Here is an 18,675-nt window from a genome sequence, read left to right on the forward strand (position 1 = left end):
GACAACTGTCAGCCGTTATACTTTAAAAGATAAGAAACTTTAACAATGTCATGGATGATATGATAAAAGTAACACTTTAATTATTAACGAATGAGAATTCTTCTTTATGCAACGTCTGTTGGCTTTCCTTTTTAGCACTTTATTCTTCCTTAATGCTTTTTCACAGCAACTTCCTGCTATGCAAGCACCTTTAGCCAGTAAATCACTTATGCTTGATATTTTTAAAATCAACGATAAGCAGCTTGTCGCTGTAGGTGAACGTGGTCATATTTTACTTTCAAACGACGCAATTACATGGCGTCAAGCTAACGTTCCCGTTCGTTCAACCCTAACGGCAGTATATTTTATTGATGCTACTCATGGTTGGGCTGTTGGACATGACGCCACTATATTGTTTTCTAGTGATGGCGGCGAAAATTGGCAAGTACAACAATACTTACCCGTTAAGCAAAAACCTTTACTCGATATTATTTTCAAAGATAAAAATGAAGGCATAGCGATAGGCGCATACGGTCAGCAATACCGCACCAGTGATGGCGGTGAAAATTGGACATTTGAATTTCATGGTGAGTTTCTATTCCCTGAAGACCTCGCTTACTTAGAAGAATTAAAAGAACAAGATGAAGAGGCTTATTTAGATGAACAAGGCAGTATACTTGCTCACTTCAATAGCATCTTTAAAGACGGTCGTACGCTTTATATGGTGGGTGAAGTAGGTTTAATTGCTAAAAGCAATGATTTTGCCGAAAAATGGTTGCCGTTTGACAAAATATATCAAGGTTCATTTAATGATATTGCTCGCACTCAACAAGGAAATTTATTAGTTGTTGGTTTGCGCGGTAATATTTTTCGCAGTTTAAAAAGTGGCACGCCTTGGCAACATATTAATTCCAATACCCAAGCCTTATTAAATTCGATAGTGCTCGGTGATAACGGTAGTATTTTTGTCTTAGGAAATAATGGTGTTATTTTAAAAAGTGACGATGATGGCGCTAGCTTCTCTTTGAATATTCAAGCTGACGGCAAAGCGTTAATTAGCGGTGTTTGGTTTAATAACCAGTTAGTCATCGTTTCTGAAGTTGGTCTTAAAGTCATTGCACTGACTAAGTTAAAATAAAAGTAAATCGATAAATACGCTTACCGCCAATTCCACTGAAGCAGATGAAGTAAATTAAATGAAAATAGAATCCCTTATTAATGTTATCGAAGCCACTATGTTCCGTAAAAGAGTCATGGTGCTTGTTGCTTTCGTACTAGCCAGTATTTTTCTTGTTTTTCAAGCGAGCCAAATAAAGCTTGATGCGGCTTTTGAAAAGCACATTCCCCTTAATCATACCTACATGAAAACCTATCTTGAATATCGAGAAAACTTTGGTGGCGCTAATAACGTGCTTATCTCAGTTTGTGACACAGAAGGAGATATTTTTAATGAATCTTTCTTTGGCGCGCTAAAAGGTGTTCATGATCAGTTATTTTTCATTCCTGGTGTTGACCGTATTCAAGTTAAATCATTATATTCACCGAGCACCCGTTTTGTTGAAATTGTTGAAGACGGTTTTGCTGGTGGTCCGGTTATCCCGGCAAATTTTCAGCCTGATTCACAAGGTTTAGCTGTTGTTAAAGCCAATATTGAGAAAGCAGGTATCGTTGGTAGTATTGTTGCCGACGATTACAGTTGTGCCATGGTTAAAGCGTCCTTAATGGATACAGACCCACAAACAGGGGCACGCTTAGATACACTTGTTATTGCTGAGCAACTTGAGCAACAAATTAGAGGAAAATTCGAAAAAGATAATATCAGCATCCATATTATTGGTTTTAGTAAGATGGTTGGCGATGTTGCTGAGGGCGCGAAAGGCGTTGTTGCTTTCTTTGCCATTGCGATTGTTATTACCACGCTGATGGTTTTTTGGTTTTGTCGTTCTATTTCTCTAACCCTTTTACCGATAGCATGTTCGCTGGTTGCCGTTGTTTGGCAGTTAGGTATGTTATCTACCTTAGGGTTTGGACTCGATCCGATGTCGATTCTAGTGCCGTTTTTAGTGTTTGCCATTGGTGTCAGCCATGGTGTACAAATGATTAACTCGGTCTCCAAACTGGTTAGTAAGGGAGCAACATCCAAAGAAGCCGCACAAATGAGCTTTCGCTTGTTGTTGATACCAGGCGGTATCGCCTTGCTGTCTGATACGGTCGGTTTCTTAACGTTACTTTCTATTGATATCGGTATTATTCGTGAATTGGCTATTACTGCATCTCTGGGTGTTGCTATGATTATTTTAACCAATTTAATTTTACTCCCTTTATTGGTTTCTTTTATTCATGTCCCTAAAGTTGAGCCTGAAATTGCAGATAAGAACAAAGTCACTGTTTGGGATGTAATGTCTTCGTTTGCTACCAAGCGAATTGCAACAGTTATACTTGTTATAACCGCTGTTTTATATGCTGCTGGATACTATTACTCACAAGACATGAAAATAGGAGAGCTTCATGCGGGCGCTCCATCTTTGCATGAGACATCACGTTATAATCAAGACACTTTTTTAATTACTGACCGTTATGCCATCAGTGTTGATTATATGTCAGTGATCGTTGAAAGCCCTGCTGATTCATGTACTTTTTACGAGACAATGGATTTAATAGATACCTTTCAATGGCAGATGGAAAATACGGTTGGTGTGCAATCAGCAATCAGTTTAGCGTCAGTAGCTAAAATTGTTAATGCTGGTTATAACGAAGGTAATGCTAGATGGCGTGTTCTATCTCGCAACCAACAAACATTAGTGCAATCAATTGCCCGAATACCTTCAACAAGTGGTCTATTGAACAGTGATTGTAGCGTTATGCCCGTGATTCTTTTCTTAGAAGATCACAAAGCTGAAACTATTAATCGAGTTGTTGATAAAGTAAAAGTTGTTACTCAGGCATTAGAAACAGACGAGGTTAAGTTTAAACTTGCCTCTGGCCCTGTTGGTGTTATGGCAGCGACTAATGAAGCTGTTGCTGAAGCACAAACGCCGATGATGCTTTACGTTTACGGCGCGGTAACTTTATTGTGTTTCATTAGCTTTAGAAGTGTGCGTGCCACGATTGTCGTTATCGTGCCGCTTTATGTCGTGTCAACGTTAGCGCAATGGTTAATGACCGCACTTGATATTGGCCTAACGGTTTCTACACTTCCGGTTATTGCTTTAGGTGTTGGTATTGGTGTTGATTACGGTATTTATATCTTATCAACGATGAGTATAAAATTACGTGAGGGTTACCAAGTTCAAGAAGCTTATTTACTCGCTTTGAAAGAGCGAGGCAGTGCAGTCTTAATAACGGGTGTTACTTTAGCGATTGGCGTTTCAACCTGGTTTTGGTCAGATTTGAAATTTCAAGTCGATATGGGAATACTCTTAACCTTCATGTTTTTGGTGAATATGATCGCTGCAGTACTGGTCCTACCTGCTATTGCTGCTTTTTTATGGCCTAATAAGAAATAAGGTTAATACGTTAAACCTGCATAAATAAACAAGAAAATGACCGAAAGGTCATTTTCTATTTATAACAAGTGAATAAACAATTACTCTCAGTAATTTTGACAAGCCGCTGTAAATAATTAATCACCATAAATAGTAAAATATTCCTCGCAATAGCCTAAAATTCTTAATAAAATCGCATATATAGTCTATTCTTTTAGACAATAATAAATATTTATATAAAAAATTATACAAATTACCCTGTTAATTGTTTTAAATAATCAATTTTGAAATGATTCAGTACAACAGCGTTTTATCCAAAAAGGAAAACGGCATGGCGTTAGTAGACGGTTTACCCTCAGTGATACTCTCGAATGTAGCACAGTTAATTCAGCAAAAAGTTCCCGCTAAGACAGCTCCGCTCGTTGAGCAGTTTGCAGAGCTCCTTTATAGCAATATTTCTACGCTTGATTTAGAGCATCGTAACGATAGTGATATGTACGGTGCGACGTTAAGTCTGTGGAATTCGTTAAATGGTCACCAAAATAATGCACCGGTGATTAAAGTTTTTAATCCTCAAGTTTCTAAGCATGGCTGGAAATCAAGTCATACTATTATCGAAGTCATTATCGCCGATATGCCATTTCTTGTTGATTCATTGCGAATTGCCCTTAACCGTTTAGGCTTATCACCGCATTTAATGTTAAATAGTCCTATTAATATTATTCGTGATGACAAAAATCAAATTACACGTTTATCGGCAGCCGCTAATAAATCGTTAAAATCGGCAACGGCTGTCGCTGTTTTCTTTATTGAAGTTGACCGTCAAACCGATCAAAAAGTCCTTGATAAAATAACCAAAGAGCTTCATTCAGTGGTTAATGACATTGCGATAACGGTTGACGATTGGCAAGCAATGCGTGCACGTCTTGGTGAAGTGATCACCGAAACAGCCGAAGCAAAATTACCTTGTTCAATCAATGATCATGATGACGCATTAGAGTTCTTAAAGTGGATGTTAAACGATAATTTCACTTTATTAGGCTATCGTTCATACAATGTTAAAACGTTAACAGGTGATATGGCACTCTCGGCCAATGTTGAATCAAGTTTAGGATTAATGAAGCGCTCTGATGGCACAGTAGAACGCTTAATTTCAACATTATCTAGTTCTGCTCGTGAGCTTGCTTTAGGGGTTAACCCGTTAATTTTGACCAAAACCAATTCTCGGTCACGCGTACATCGTCCTGCCCACCTAGATTATATTGGCGTAAAACGTTTCGATGCTAAAGGTAATGTTATTGGTGAGGAACGCTTTGTTGGTTTATTTGGCTCTGCTTATTATACCAATAGTGCCTTAGATTTACCGTTAATAAAGTCTAGAGTAACCACCGTTTGTGAAAGCTCTGGTTTTGCTCGTGGTACTCACGCATATAAAGCGATGATTAATATTTTAGAAACCTACCCACGTGACGAAATATTACAAAGTAGCACAGATGAATTATTAAAAAATGTTTTAGGCATTTTCCAAATGCAAGAGCGTGATTACTCTGGACTCTTTGTTCGCCGTGATGCCTTTGATCGTTTCTACTCTTGTATGGTCTATGTACCCAGAGAACGTTATAACACTGAATTACGTGTTAATACTCAAAAGTTACTCAAAGAAGCATTTGGTAGCGGTCAAGAAGTCGAGTTTACCACTTACTTTTCTGAATCAGCACAAGCGCGTACCCACTATATTGTTCGTGTTAAATCAACTAAAGCAGATATCAACGTGAAACAAATTGAAAAGAACTTAAATGAAGCAGCAAGAAGCTGGGATGATAAACTCGCAGCATCTCTGAACTCTCACAAAGGTGAAGCTAAAGGTAAAACATTAAGTCGTAAATACTGTAGTTTTCCACAATCTTACAAAGATGAAGTGTTACCGGGTACGGCAATCGTTGATATTGAAAAACTTGAGTCGTTATCAGCAGAAAACCCACTGGAAATGTTGTTTTATCAACCACAAGAAGAAAGTGCTAACAGCCGTCACGTAAAATTAAAATTGTTCCATACGGGCGATCCCATCCACTTGTCAGATATTTTACCTATCCTTGAAAACTTCGGTTTACGTGTTATTGGTGAAAGCCCTTATTTAGTTAAAACATTAACGGGTGAACATTGTTGGATCTTAGACTTTTCGATGTTACTGACCGGACAAGGTAAGTTCACCCTTGAAATAGTACAAAACTTGTTCCAAGACGCCTTTGCAAAAGTTTGGGCGGGTGATTTAGAAGATGATGGTTTTAACCGTTTAATTTTAGGTGCCGAGCTTGGTGGTCGCGAAGTTTCTATTATCCGTGCTTATGCACGATATGAGCGTCAAATCGGTGGTACCTTTAGCCAAAGTTATATCGAAGATACTTTTGCTCGTTACCCTAATATTGCAGAGTTATTGATTAAATTCTTTATTTTCCGCTTTGATCCAACAACGAAAATTTCAGAAAAAGCGTTGAATAAAGTCAGTGCTGATATTGAAAAATCTCTCGATAATGTCGCTAACTTAGATGATGACCGTATTATCCGCCGTTTTGTTGAAATGATCAGTGCCACCATTCGTACTAACTATTTTCAACCTCATCCGATAACAGGTCAAAAATCTTACATTTCATTTAAGATTTTACCTCGCCAGATAAGTGACGTACCACTACCGCTTCCTGAATTTGAAATATTTGTTTATTCACCACAACTTGAAGGTGTTCATTTACGCGGTGGCAAAGTCGCCCGTGGTGGTTTACGTTGGTCAGACAGACAAGAAGATTTCCGTACTGAGGTTTTAGGCTTAGTAAAAGCTCAACAAGTTAAAAATACGGTTATTGTTCCTGTTGGCGCTAAAGGGGGGTTTGTTTGTAAACAACTCCCAGTAGGCGGCACTAGACAAGAAATATTTGAAGCAGGTAAAGAATGTTACCGTACCTTCATTCGTGGTTTGTTAGATCTTACCGACAACATTATTGATGGCGTAATTGTGCCACCACTGAATGTTGTTCGTCTTGATGACGATGACGCTTATTTGGTTGTTGCTGCCGATAAAGGCACAGCAACCTTCTCAGATACTGCTAATGCGATTTCCGACGAATATAACTTCTGGATGGGCGATGCGTTCGCTTCTGGTGGTAGTGTTGGCTATGACCATAAAGCGATGGGAATTACGGCTAAAGGCGCTTGGGAGTCTGTTAAACGTCATTTCCGCGAAATGGATATTGATTGTCAAACAACTGATTTCACCTGTATTGCTATTGGTGATATGGCGGGTGATGTATTTGGTAATGGTATGTTGTTGTCAAAGCACATCCGTTTACAAGCTGCATTTAACCATATGCATATTTTTATTGACCCTAATCCCGACGCAGCAAGCTCTTATGTAGAGCGTGAACGTTTATTTAATATGCCGGGCTGTACTTGGGAAGATTACAACAAAGAATTAATTTCTGAAGGTGGTGCGATTTTCAGCCGTCATGTGAAATCTATCAAGTTAACACCACAAATTAAGAGAATGCTCGGTACGCAAAAACAAACCATGTCACCGATTGATTTAATGCAAGCCATTTTGAAAATGAAAGTGGATTTATTGTGGAATGGCGGTATTGGCACGTATGTTAAAAGTTCAAAAGAAAGCCATCTTGACGTTGGCGACAGAGCGAACGACTCATTGCGTATCAATGGCAAAGAATTACAAGCCAAAGTTGTTGGCGAGGGTGGTAACTTAGGTTTCACCCAACTGGGTCGTGTTGAGTTTGGTTTACGTGGTGGACGAATTAATACTGATGCTGTTGATAATGCCGGCGGTGTTGATTGTTCTGATAATGAAGTCAACATTAAAATATTATTAAACAGTTTAGTACAAAATGGTGACTTAACCGTTAAACAACGTAATCAGTTACTTTATGATATGACTGATGATGTCGGTAAAATTGTTATAGAAGATTGTTATCGCCAAACCCATTCATTGTCTATTACGGCAATGCGTGGCGTTAAACAATTAAAAGAGCAAGAGCGTTTTATCCATGGCTTAGAAAAAGCGGGTAAATTAGATCGTGCTTTAGAATTTATTCCAACGGATGATGAAATTTCTGAGCGTTTATCTAAAGGTCAAGGCTTAACTCGCCCAGAACTTTCAGTGCTACTTGCCTATGGTAAAATGGTCTTAAAAGAAGATTTGGTTTGTCCAGGTATCACGGACAACCCTTATCACAATCGTTTATTACTTGAAGCTTTCCCTCCACAATTACAGGTTAAGTATCAAGAACAAATGCAACTGCATCCACTGCGTGCTGAAATTATAGCGACAAAATTAGCCAATGATATTGGTAACGATATGGGTTTCAATTTTGTTAATCGCATGCATGAAGAAACAGGTGCAACGGTTGCTGAAATCGCCAATTGTTATGTTATGGCCAGTGAAGTTTTTGAGTTATCAACCATTTGGAACGAAATTACCGAATTAGATAATAAAATTTCGACTTCTATTCAAACTGAAATGTTATTTCAAATGCGTCGTACGGTACGACGAGCAACACGTTGGTTCTTACGCCATCGTAATAAAGCGTTAGGTATTGCTGAAACAATCGCTATGTATCGCCCAACGTTTGAAAATTTAGCCAACAATTTAGATAAGTTATTGGTAACCGCAGAAGTTGAACAACTACAACGTGTTGAAACAGATCTAGTTGGAACAGGCGTTCCAGTGAAAATCGCAAAACGTATTTCACAGTTAAGTTCATTATTTCCAGTAATGGATATTGCTGATATTTCAATAGCGGATAATCGTCCAATTGAATTAGTTGCTGACTTATACTTCAAGCTAGGTGTTCGTTTAGACTTGCATTGGTTCTTAGATCAGATCACTAGCCAACCGGTATCTAATCACTGGCAAGCGCTTGCTAGAGCTTCATTTAGAGAGGAACTTGATTGGCAGCAACGTTCATTAGCACAAGTCGTTTTACGCTGCGATTGTGGTGTTGAACAACCTGAAGTCGAAGCCTTACTTAATAACTGGATTGAGACGAATGCTCAACCACTTGAACGTTGGAACCAAATCTTAGCTGACTTTAGAATTGGTCGCACGCATGAGTTTGCAAAGTTCTCTGTTGCACTAAGAGAGTTAATGTTACTGAGTTTAAATTGCGATCCAGCAAAATAAGTCAAAGCCATTAATCAAGCTTTAACGAGATTGATTTAACTGATAAAATCCTCACTACTAAGTGGGGATTTTTTTTAGGTCGTTGTCGATTTTGATTAAAGTTTTTTCGCGTTAACTTATCCGTCCAGAGGCAATATGTTTTATTCCGCAATTCGTAAAGTATTATTCAAGTTTGATCCTGAAGCTATTCATGAGCTGACAATAAAAGGCTTTAAAGCCTCGGGTTCAACACCATTAAATTTACTTTATAAACAAAACATTACTGATAAACCAGTCGAAGCCATGGGTATTACCTTTCCTAATCCGGTTGGGTTAGCGGCTGGATTAGACAAAAATGGCGAATGCATTAACGCGTTTGATGCCATGGGATTTGGCTTTGTTGAGATAGGAACTGTGACACCTAAGCCACAACCGGGTAACCCAAAACCGCGTATTTTCCGTTTACCGACAGCAAATGCAGTTATAAACCGTATGGGCTTTAATAACAAAGGCGTTGATTACTTAATTGATCAAGTACGTAAAGCAAATTTTAAAGGCGTGCTGGGCATTAATATTGGTAAAAATAAAGATACCCCAGATGATCAAGCTAAAGACGATTATCTTATTTGTATGCGTAAAGTTTATAACTACGCAACCTACATCACCATAAATATCTCATCACCAAATACGCCAGGTTTACGTTCATTACAATATGGTGATGCATTAAATGAGCTATTAGCCGCGCTTAAAGCGGAACAAAAAGTACTGACCGAACTGCATAGTAAATATGTACCGTTAGCCGTAAAAATAGCACCAGATTTAAGCAAAGAAGAGATTGAATCGATTGCCCAATGTTTGATCAGCAATAATATTGATGGCGTTATTGCCACTAACACCACACTTTCACGTGAAGGTGTGGTTGGCTTAGAGCATGGAGAAGAGCAGGGTGGTCTCAGTGGTGAGCCAGTAAAAGACAAAAGTACCGAGGTTATTCGTTTATTGGCAATAGCCCTAGATAATAAATTACCTATAATCGGTGTTGGCGGTATTTCGAGTGGCCGTGATGCACAAGAGAAAATAGCGGCGGGTGCTAAATTAGTACAAGTTTATACTGGCTTTATATACCAAGGTCCTGAACTGGTTAAAGACATAGTGAATAGCCTTTAACTGACGACTTCAATGGTTTAACGCTATTTATTACACTTGTTTATATATGGGGTAGCGTTAACTCACTGGCAATTAAATTCAGTACCTTGTGCAGTTTTACTTGAATATAGCGAGGTAATAATTTTTTCTCTTGCGCTAACAGAGTTAACTCAGCTGGCGTTATCGCAATAAAACATTTTACCTGCTGATGTTCTTTTTGGTAAACACTGAAAACATCATCAGCAAAATAGCTAATCTCTCCCTGATGATCTTTAGTTATCTCTTCATCAACAAATTGCTGAGTTTCTAGATAGAGATTGATTAATAAAATATTTTTTTCATCACCATACCAATTTGCGGTCAATGTTTGAAAATTAAATTGTGCTTCAAGCTTATTACACACTGACTTTATCTGAGTAAACTTTTCTATTAAATCGTTACCCGGCATAATAGCGATCGGTAGCTGTTCTGTCATAGTTTTAAGGTTGCTTTGAATTTCAAATTTAAACATTATCAATATTAATTAGTAACATAAAGCATAAAAGGCTTTTTATTGCCTTTGCCTAACATTATTTTGCTGGTCGTTTTCATCATTAGGATTGATTTTGGACTTTTCTTTCTTTTCTTTAGACCTCTGGGTTTATTTCACTTTACTTGCCGCTGTTATGCAGGCTATTCGCACCGCTGGACAAAAGAAGCTATCGGGACATTTAAGTGCGATGGCGACGACAGGTGTGCGCTATATCTATGCACTGCCTTTTGCTTTTATATATTTGCTCTTTATTACCGAACAGCGAGCAGTGACTTTACCTGTGCTTAACAGTCATTTTCTTATGTACGCGCTTATCGCTTGTCTGATGCAGATTATTGGGACTTTTTGTTTGGTTGCGGCCTTTAAATATCGTAATTTTGCGGTAGCGACAAGTTTAGCTAAAACTGAAGCTATTCAAGTTGCTGTCGTGGGAGCCTTGTTCTTTTCAGTTTCTTTATCATTGCTAGCGTGGTTATCTGTTTTTATTGGTGTGATAGGCGTGTTAATTGTCTCAAAAGTAAAATTTACGGTTACTGATATTTTTAAAAACCCTGGCGCTGGTTTTGGCTTATCTTCAGGCTTAGCCTTAGCTATTACGACCTTATTAATTAGAGAATCAAGCTTGGCCCTAAACACAGATTTAATGGTTAGTGCCGCTGTTACTTTGTTGTTTATGGTTGGCGTACAGTCCGTCATATCAATTATTTATCTTAGTTTAAAAGATAGAAAGCAACTTACCTTAATGGCAAAACATTGGCGTATGTGTTTATTTGTTGGCATAACCAGCGTTATTGGTTCAATTGGTTGGTTTACTGCCGCTAGTTTTCAAAATGCAGCCCATGTGAAGGCACTAGGACAAGTAGAGTTTTTTATTACTTTATTATTAACTTACCGAATTTTTAAGGAACGTATTAGTCGAATTGAATACCTAGGTATGTTATTAATTATTGTTAGTGTGGTTATTTTATTACTTTGGGCATAGTGGCTAGCGTCTGTTTTTGCTACACTCGCAGAAAATTATTATTGTATTAATTAAATTGGATTTAAAATGAAAATTGCAGATAAAACCGTTGTTCAATTTCACTACACCTTAAAAGATGAAGCTGGCAATGAAATTGAATCATCATACGCGGGTGATCCTTTAGCCTATCTTCATGGCTATAAAAATATGTTAGTCGGTGTTGAAAATGCCTTAGTGGGTAAAGAAGTAGGCAACAAATTTTCAGTCACGCTACAACCAGAAGATACTTACGGTGAGCGTAAAGAAGATATGATCCAACGTGTTCCAGCAAAACATCTACAAGACGGTCAAGGGACCACTAAATGGCAAGCTGGCATGACAGCTTCTGTTGAAACCGAGCAAGGTCAACGTCAAGTGACTATTGTTAAAGCGGGTAAGTTTATGGTCACTGTTGATATTAACCCACCCCTTGCTGGTATGGTATTAACCTTTGACTTAGACGTCATTGATGTACGTGCTGCTACAGATGAAGAAATTGAACATGGTCACGCACATGGCGCTGGCGGGCATCACCACTAAATTTTTTTAGTTAAAGTGGTCATTTATTTTGAATGTTAAAGGTCAGCTCTGCTGACCTTTTTTATATTGAGTTGCTGAGTGTGCTTTAAAGTTAATGATCAACTTTATTTATTGAAAGCACATACATCTCATTATTTAAATTTGCTTGCCAGCATATATTTAAATTATAGAGTTTCATGCCATAGATTTTATCATCGCCTTGTCGCTTTTTATAAGCGGGCCTAGGGTCCTGCGCTAAGACTTGTTCAATAAAAAGTGCTAGCTCTGGATACTCTCGTTGATACTTTTGCATATCATCTTGTGCTTGCTGAGAAAACTTGGTGGTTACTGCGTGCAAGGGTTGTTGTGCAAAGCCGGCCTGTGCACCATCAATACTATCAGAGTAGGGAATATAAGGTTTAATATCAACAACGGGCGTTTGATCAAGCAGGTCTAGTCCAGAAATATTAATAACAGTTTGTTTGTTGTTTTGCGTAATCCCCTCTAACTTTACTACCGACATACCAATCGGATTAGGTCTGAATGTAGAGCGAGTGGCTAATACCCCCAGTTTTTTATTTCCTCCCAAGCGAGGTGGTCTCACGAGCGGTTTCCAACCTTGGCGCTGCGTCCCATGAAATATAAACAATACCCACAGATGACTAAATTGCTCAATGCCACGAAGCAACTCTTGGTTATTGGCATCATCAAGTAATAAAATTGAGCCTTGTGCTGCACTCACTAGACCCGGTTGACGAGGAATAGCGAATTTTTCTTTGTAGGGAGAATTAACGCGACCAATATAGTTGAAGGTTACCTGGTTTTCAGGTGATACAGTCATTAGTTAATCTTTTTAAGCGGTTCAACTTGATAAGACATACCATAGCAGACAAGCGTTGCAATACATTGCTTATTTGCTTGGTCGTCATCAATCAACGCACAACCACTAAAAATTATTGCATTCGCTTGTTGTTGAGCTGCTTGTCTACGTGCTTCAGTTCTTGCCGCTATTTTATCTGGTAAGGCATGATGACTTTTTGCCTGGCAATCTTCACCCTCAACTAAGCCAATAAGTTTGTAGCGGCCAGGAAATTCACTTTCATCTTGAAAAACTTTTACCTGTGCATGGCTAAAGTATGTTTGAAAATTTTCTTTGTCCAAATTTGTTGAAACAGTATATTGAGATGAGCATGCTGATAATCCGATTAACGTCAGCATTAGTATTAATTTATTGTTGGTTTTACTTATTGTCTTCATTTTTATCACTAGGTTACTTACTTATATTTGCTTTAACAGGGGCTTTATTACTGATCCAATAATTAAATAATTTATCAATAACGTTACTTTGTTGTTTCATATTTATCCAATTACGCATAAACAGTTCAAAAGCTTGATCGTTATGATTAATAGGGAATGCCATAGATATAGGTGCTAAGACAGGTTTAGGCACAATAACTGTGTACTCAGGATATAATAATGTCCAGGCAGAAGCTGCTGCAGCACCAAATAGCATACCATCAAAATGTTGGTGCTTTTCTTTAAAGAATAATCTGGGTGTTGATATTTTCCAGGCCTTATTATGAATAAAGTTGCGTTCAACAGCTGTTTGGTAAAAGAAAGTTTCAGGTATACCGATAATCAGCGCTTTATTTTCAATAATTTTAGACCATTGCTTAAACTCTACACGTCTTTCATCTTTTACAATAAAGGCTAGTGATTGCTGAGAATAAGGCACCGTAAGGGTGAATTTAGTCATATTATCTGGGATAACTGGAATACCTGTCGTGATATCCAAATAGCCTGATTGTAAGAGTGCTTCTGCTTGATGATGAAATATTTTTACAAATTCAACATTTACGTTGAGGTCAATGGCGAGTTGATTCATTATTTCAATATCAAAACCGACCAACTTACCGTTATTGTTATGAAAGGCGTAAGGTAAGTCATCTCTGAAATAGCCAACCCTAATAAAACCACGTTGTTGAATTCGTTTTAGCACAGGAGAAAATGTAGGTTTGGTAACAACATTCGCAGGGCTGTTTTCGAGGTAGTTGCTTTCAACACCAGTGAACAAAAAGTCTCGCTCTATAAATTTGGTATAGCCTTGATACTGGTGACTTATAGTGTCAAAACTGAAACGTAAGGAGATAAATGCCAATACAGAAACAAGCGGAATTATCGCTAAGTTACGCAGCAGTACACGCCATTTTATAGTAAAGCGCTTTAACATTGCCGTGGCAATTAATAGCGGTAAACAGCTAGAAAATACCACTGAAAAAATAGCACTTAACCGAGCACCAATAAGGTTCTCTGCCACTAAATAAAAGTCGAACATAGCACCGGAAACATTAAACAATTCTAGTAAATTTTGCATCGCTAATGTTGTGCTACCAAATAACTGTGGCAAGCCAGCAACGACTAGATTGATATGATCAGTAAAAGAAATATGGGCACCAGAGAACCAAGCGGCAAAGAGCACAAAAAGTAAAGCAAGTAGCTTACCACCGACGGGTAAACTAAAAGATATTGGCACAATAATCTCTGATATTTTTTCAAGATCGCTATCTTGAGGATATTTTTGCTTAAGTAATTTTTTAGTGTTTTCAACAATCACGGGCAATACTGAAAAGAAGCTGCCCGTAGCGAAAGCAGTGATCATTGGCTCGCGAGAGACACTAACTATTTCTCGATAACCAAAAGGGGTGACCGTTGCAACAATGGCGGGGAATACCACAAAACAAAGCAGAGTTACCAAAACTATTGCACTAAGCATGTAAACAACTAAACCATCGAGTTGGCTTGCATCAAGAGTAACAGCGGCACGCCAACCGATACAAAATATACCCAAGGGGGCAAATTTCATAATAAAACCATTAATGTTTGCGGTTGCTTGTTGTAAGTTTGAAAGCATTAACAAGGTTTGTCTTTTAGATTTTATCTTCATTAAACCAAGCCCCATGCAGATACTAAAAAAAACTACCGCAGGGATTAAAGTATTTGCTAAGGCATTAAAAGGGTTTGCCGAGATAAATAAGTCAACCAAGCTAAATTCTGGCACAGATTGTATAGTGTTATTAGAATAAAACTCGGCATGTTGCCATTGAGGAAAGGACAAAGGGGTGCTAAAAATAAAAAATAGTACGACCGCTATCATCATTAAGATAATCAATAAACTTTGTTTAGAGACCTTTTTGGCTTTACTCGGGGTAAGCCCACCTATACCAACAACCAGTGATAGCACAATATAAGGCAGTACGGTCATTTGCAGGGCAGTAACAAAAGCATTGGCGGTGTTATCAATCACTGAATATTCGGTTGAAAAGTAATACCCCATCAACAACCCAAGAAACATCGCTAAGATAATTTGTACTAATAACGGTGGTTTAACAAACAACATTAAAATATTGTACTCATAAGTATTTTGCCATAATGATAGTAACGAACTATTTGAAAATTATAATACAAAAAAGCAGTGAACGTTCACTGCTTTTATTTCTTTGGTATTAACAGCTGACTGAGGGTTGTTATTTCACCCGCATACCCGGTTGTGCACCGTCGTCAGGATTTAATATCCATAAATCTTTACCACCAGGGCCTGCCGCAAGCACCATGCCTTCAGACATACCAAAACGCATTTTTCTTGGCGCCAAATTAGCAACCATCACGGTATGTTTACCAATTAAATCTTCTGGTTGATACGCTGACTTAATACCGGCAAACACTTGGCGTGTTTCACCACCTTCTTCTTTTGAATCAAGAGCAAGGGTCAAACGTAACAGTTTATCAGCTTTTTCTACATGCTCGGCATTAATGATTTTTACTATACGCAAATCAATTTTAGCAAAATCGTCAAATTGAATTTCTTCGCTAATAGGATCACACCCTAATGGATCATTAAGAGCCGCACTATTATCGACGATTTTTTCTTTTTTCGCTTTTTTTACCGGTTTTTCAGCGTCATCTTTAACAAGTAAATTGTCTTTCGATGCATCTGTCATTGCGTTAACTTTATCCATGTCGACACGCTGTAGTAAGGCTTTAAATTTATTGATCTTGTGGCTCGTCAATAATTTTTTATGTCCTTCCCAGGTTAATTCATCATTTAAAAACGTCGCTGTGCTATCAGCTAATACGGGTAATACCGGCTTTAAATAAATCATTAAGGTACGAAACATATTGATACCTAGCGAACAGATGTCTTGCACTTCTTGCTGCTTAGTTTCATCTTTCACTAACTGCCATGGTTCTTTTACGGCTATATATTCGTTAACTTTGTCGGCCAATGCCATTATTTCACGCATACCACGGGCAAAATCACGCGCTTCATAGTGAGCGGCAATAGAGTCACCTGCCGCCATGACCTCTTCAGCGAGAGCTGGGTTGTCAATGTTTTCTGACAACATACCATCAAAGCGTTTAGTGATAAAACTGGCACAACGTGAGGCAATATTAACCACTTTACCCACTAAGTCTGAATTGACTCGTTGCGCAAAATCTTCAAGATTTAAGTCTAAATCATCAATTTTATGGGTTAATTTAGCGGCATAGTAATAACGTAAATATTCAGGGTTTAAATGATCTAAATAAGTACGACCTTTAATAAAGGTACCTTTAGACTTAGACATTTTTGCGCCATTAACAGTAACAAAACCATGAGCATGCACTGCCGTTGGTTTTCTAAAACCTGCACCTTCGAGCATAGCTGGCCAGAATAAACTATGAAAATATATAATGTCTTTACCAATAAAATGGTAGAGCTCAGCTTCCGAGTCAAGCGCCCAAAATGCATCAAAATCGATACCGGTTTTATCACATAAGTTTTTGAAACTGCCCATGTAACCAATAGGAGCGTCTAGCCAGACATAAAAGTATTTGCCCGGAGCATTGGGTATTTCAAAGCCAAAATAAGGAGCGTCGCGGCTAATATCCCATTGTTGTAAACCAGACTCAAACCATTCAGCTAACTTATTAGCCATTTCATCTTGCAATGCGCCACTTCGTGTCCAATCTTGCAACATCTCACTAAAAGCAGGCAAGTCAAAGAAGTAGTGCTCTGAATCTTTTAATACTGGTGTTGCGCCAGAAACAACTGAACGCGGGTTTAGCACTTCAGTGGGCGAATACGTCGCGCCACACTCGTCACAGCTATCGCCGTTTTGATCGGCTGCCTGACACTTAGGACAAGTGCCCTTTACAAAGCGGTCAGGTAAGAACATCCCTTTTTCTGGATCGTATAGTTGAGAGATGACTCTAGTTTTAATATGACCTTTAGCATGCAAACGATTATAAATTTCGTGAGCAAACGCTTCATTCTCTGGACTATGCGTTGAATGATAGTTATCGAAACTAATATGAAAGTCTGCAAAGTCGCTCATATGCTCTTCACGGACACCATTGATCATTTCTTCAGGTGTTACCCCTAACTCATGCGCTTTAAGCATAATAGGCGTGCCATGGGCATCATCAGCACAAACAAAATAAGTTTCATGGCCGCGCATACGTTGAAAACGCACCCAAATATCGGTCTGAATATGTTCGAGTAAATGACCTAAATGAATAGAGCCATTGGCATAAGGCAGCGCACAAGTTACAAGAATTTTACGTTTATTTTTAGCAGTTGATGATGACTCTGATAACGACATATAAAGTTTACATTTATTGGTGGTAATTATGAGGGGAATGGTACAGAATTTGTAATTACTTTTCATTAATAATTATTGCCTAAACGCGATAAAGTGCCTTTTAAAATGTTCTCAAAGATATTTTCGTCAAAAACACTCCCCAGTGACGCTAAACAAACGCTTGTTGATAGCTTAAATCGTTATCGAAGTGAAAATTTTCCTCAAGGAATTCTATATCCTGATATTGACCCTGAAATTACCTTAGAAAAAGGTAATGATATTGTCATTAAATTGTCTTTACCTTTCCCTTGCAATAGTGAAATACAATTATTAACTGAAATGCTTACTAAAGAAGTTAAGCAGACCGTTCGTTTTGATGTTAAGTACAATGTTAAGCCGGTTCGCCGCCATGAACTCTTAGGTATAAAGAATATTATTGCTATTGCCTCAGGAAAAGGTGGAGTAGGGAAGTCGACGACAGCTGTTAATCTTGCCTATGCGTTAATCGCAGAAGGAGCCTCGGTTGGCATTTTAGACGCTGACATTTATGGCCCATCAGTTCCTACATTACTGGGTTTAAAAGGAGCAAAGCCTAGCTCTGATGATGGTAAGTTACTCACGCCAATAAATGCTAATGGTTTAAGCGCAATGTCGCTGGGTTTTTTAGTCGATGAAGATGATGCAACTGTTTGGCGAGGTCCAATGGCAAGCAGAGCTTTTAGTCAATTACTTAACGAAACTGATTGGCAAGGTATAGATTATTTAATTGTTGATATGCCCCCAGGCACCGGTGATATTCAATTAACGTTATCACAACAAGTACCCGTGGCAGCTTCTGTGGTTATTACCACACCACAAGATATAGCACTGGCTGATGCGATAAAGGGTATTGCGATGTTTGAACAAGTAAAAGTACCTGTGCTCGGTATTATTGAAAATATGAGTTATCACCAATGCGAAAATTGTGGTCATCAATCACACTTGTTTGGTGAAGGTGGAGGTCAACGGGTTGCTAATAAATATGATACGCAACTTTTAGGACAACTGCCGCTTGATGTCAGTATTCGTCGCGATGCAGACCAAGGGGTTTCGCCATTATTAACAGATAACACTAGTAACATCAGTGAGCAATACCGTAAGATAGCGCGAACTATCGCTGCACAGTTATATCTGCAGTTGGATTCACGCAGTCCAAATACCGCAAAACTATTGATTGAAGATTAGCCTTTATA

At 38.3% G+C, this 18,675-nt stretch carries 12 protein-coding genes; 7 read left to right on the forward strand and 5 right to left on the reverse strand.

What is annotated here, in order from left to right; genetic code table 11:
• The first annotated feature begins 106 nt into the window (after window positions 1–106).
• The 4 genes from H4J70_RS13025 (at window position 107) to pyrD (ending at window position 9,792) form a co-directional block, all read left to right on the forward strand.
• Entirely contained in the window at window positions 107–1,117 is a 1,011-nt protein-coding gene (locus H4J70_RS13025; RefSeq protein WP_182214219.1) for a YCF48-related protein, read from the forward strand.
• 58 nt (window positions 1,118–1,175) lie between these two features.
• Complete coding sequence (locus H4J70_RS13030) at window positions 1,176–3,485, forward strand: RND family transporter (protein WP_182214221.1); 2,310 nt, start codon at window positions 1,176–1,178, stop codon at window positions 3,483–3,485.
• 310 nt (window positions 3,486–3,795) lie between these two features.
• On the forward strand, window positions 3,796–8,646 hold the full coding sequence (locus H4J70_RS13035; RefSeq protein WP_182221719.1) for an NAD-glutamate dehydrogenase: 4,851 nt from the start codon (window positions 3,796–3,798) through the stop codon (window positions 8,644–8,646).
• Between the two features lie 135 nt (window positions 8,647–8,781).
• On the forward strand, window positions 8,782–9,792 hold the full coding sequence (gene pyrD / locus H4J70_RS13040; protein WP_182214225.1) for a quinone-dependent dihydroorotate dehydrogenase: 1,011 nt from the start codon (window positions 8,782–8,784) through the stop codon (window positions 9,790–9,792).
• Between the two features lie 40 nt (window positions 9,793–9,832).
• Here pyrD and H4J70_RS13045 read toward each other — a convergent pair whose 3' ends face one another.
• Entirely contained in the window at window positions 9,833–10,246 is a 414-nt protein-coding gene (locus H4J70_RS13045) for a hypothetical protein (RefSeq protein ID WP_182241868.1), read from the reverse strand.
• 130 nt (window positions 10,247–10,376) lie between these two features.
• On the opposite strand from H4J70_RS13045, the gene H4J70_RS13050 reads away from it, so the two are divergent.
• Together H4J70_RS13050 and H4J70_RS13055 are read left to right on the forward strand one after the other, a co-directional pair.
• The gene (locus H4J70_RS13050; protein ID WP_259364617.1) at window positions 10,377–11,285 is read left to right on the forward strand and encodes a DMT family transporter; all 909 of its coding nucleotides are present in this window, start codon (window positions 10,377–10,379) and stop codon (window positions 11,283–11,285) included.
• Between the two features lie 66 nt (window positions 11,286–11,351).
• The gene (locus H4J70_RS13055) at window positions 11,352–11,843 is read left to right on the forward strand and encodes a peptidylprolyl isomerase (protein ID WP_182170177.1); all 492 of its coding nucleotides are present in this window, start codon (window positions 11,352–11,354) and stop codon (window positions 11,841–11,843) included.
• Between the two features lie 91 nt (window positions 11,844–11,934).
• Here H4J70_RS13055 and tsaA read toward each other — a convergent pair whose 3' ends face one another.
• From tsaA to metG, 4 genes are all read right to left on the reverse strand, one after another.
• Window positions 11,935–12,663: a tRNA (N6-threonylcarbamoyladenosine(37)-N6)-methyltransferase TrmO gene (gene tsaA, locus H4J70_RS13060; RefSeq protein WP_182251252.1), complete on the reverse strand. Its 729-nt coding sequence runs from the start codon at window positions 12,661–12,663 to the stop codon at window positions 11,935–11,937.
• Complete coding sequence (rcsF, locus tag H4J70_RS13065) at window positions 12,663–13,079, reverse strand: Rcs stress response system protein RcsF (RefSeq protein ID WP_182214230.1); 417 nt, start codon at window positions 13,077–13,079, stop codon at window positions 12,663–12,665. Before rcsF ends, tsaA begins: the two co-directional genes overlap by 1 nt.
• Before the next feature lie 13 nt (window positions 13,080–13,092).
• Complete coding sequence (locus H4J70_RS13070) at window positions 13,093–15,219, reverse strand: cation:dicarboxylate symporter family transporter (protein ID WP_182214231.1); 2,127 nt, start codon at window positions 15,217–15,219, stop codon at window positions 13,093–13,095.
• 127 nt (window positions 15,220–15,346) lie between these two features.
• Window positions 15,347–17,464 carry a methionine--tRNA ligase gene (metG, locus tag H4J70_RS13075; protein WP_182214233.1) on the reverse strand — a complete coding sequence of 706 codons (2,118 nt, stop codon included), beginning with the start codon at window positions 17,462–17,464 and terminating at the stop codon, window positions 15,347–15,349.
• A gap of 105 nt (window positions 17,465–17,569) precedes the next feature.
• On the opposite strand from metG, the gene apbC reads away from it, so the two are divergent.
• Window positions 17,570–18,667 carry an iron-sulfur cluster carrier protein ApbC gene (gene apbC / locus H4J70_RS13080; protein ID WP_182214235.1) on the forward strand — a complete coding sequence of 366 codons (1,098 nt, stop codon included), beginning with the start codon at window positions 17,570–17,572 and terminating at the stop codon, window positions 18,665–18,667.
• Window positions 18,668–18,675 lie beyond the last annotated feature (8 nt).

Source organism: Colwellia sp. BRX8-9 (assembly GCF_014077245.1).
In the GTDB taxonomy this organism is placed as follows: Bacteria; Pseudomonadota; Gammaproteobacteria; order Enterobacterales; family Alteromonadaceae; genus Colwellia_A.

Excerpts from the sequence above, each read along its gene's own strand:
- H4J70_RS13025 (WP_182214219.1), top strand. The coding sequence starts at position 107 with ATGCAACGTCTGTTGGCTTTCCTTTTTAGCACTTTATTCTTCCTTAAT.
- H4J70_RS13030 (WP_182214221.1), top strand. The coding sequence starts at position 1,176 with ATGAAAATAGAATCCCTTATTAATGTTATCGAAGCCACTATGTTCCGT.
- H4J70_RS13035 (WP_182221719.1), top strand. The coding sequence starts at position 3,796 with ATGGCGTTAGTAGACGGTTTACCCTCAGTGATACTCTCGAATGTAGCA.
- pyrD (WP_182214225.1), top strand. The coding sequence starts at position 8,782 with ATGTTTTATTCCGCAATTCGTAAAGTATTATTCAAGTTTGATCCTGAA.
- H4J70_RS13045 (WP_182241868.1), bottom strand. The coding sequence starts at position 10,246 with ATGACAGAACAGCTACCGATCGCTATTATGCCGGGTAACGATTTAATA.
- H4J70_RS13055 (WP_182170177.1), top strand. The coding sequence starts at position 11,352 with ATGAAAATTGCAGATAAAACCGTTGTTCAATTTCACTACACCTTAAAA.
- tsaA (WP_182251252.1), bottom strand. The coding sequence starts at position 12,663 with ATGACTGTATCACCTGAAAACCAGGTAACCTTCAACTATATTGGTCGC.
- rcsF (WP_182214230.1), bottom strand. The coding sequence starts at position 13,079 with ATGAAGACAATAAGTAAAACCAACAATAAATTAATACTAATGCTGACG.
- H4J70_RS13070 (WP_182214231.1), bottom strand. The coding sequence starts at position 15,219 with ATGTTGTTTGTTAAACCACCGTTATTAGTACAAATTATCTTAGCGATG.
- metG (WP_182214233.1), bottom strand. The coding sequence starts at position 17,464 with ATGTCGTTATCAGAGTCATCATCAACTGCTAAAAATAAACGTAAAATT.
- apbC (WP_182214235.1), top strand. The coding sequence starts at position 17,570 with ATGTTCTCAAAGATATTTTCGTCAAAAACACTCCCCAGTGACGCTAAA.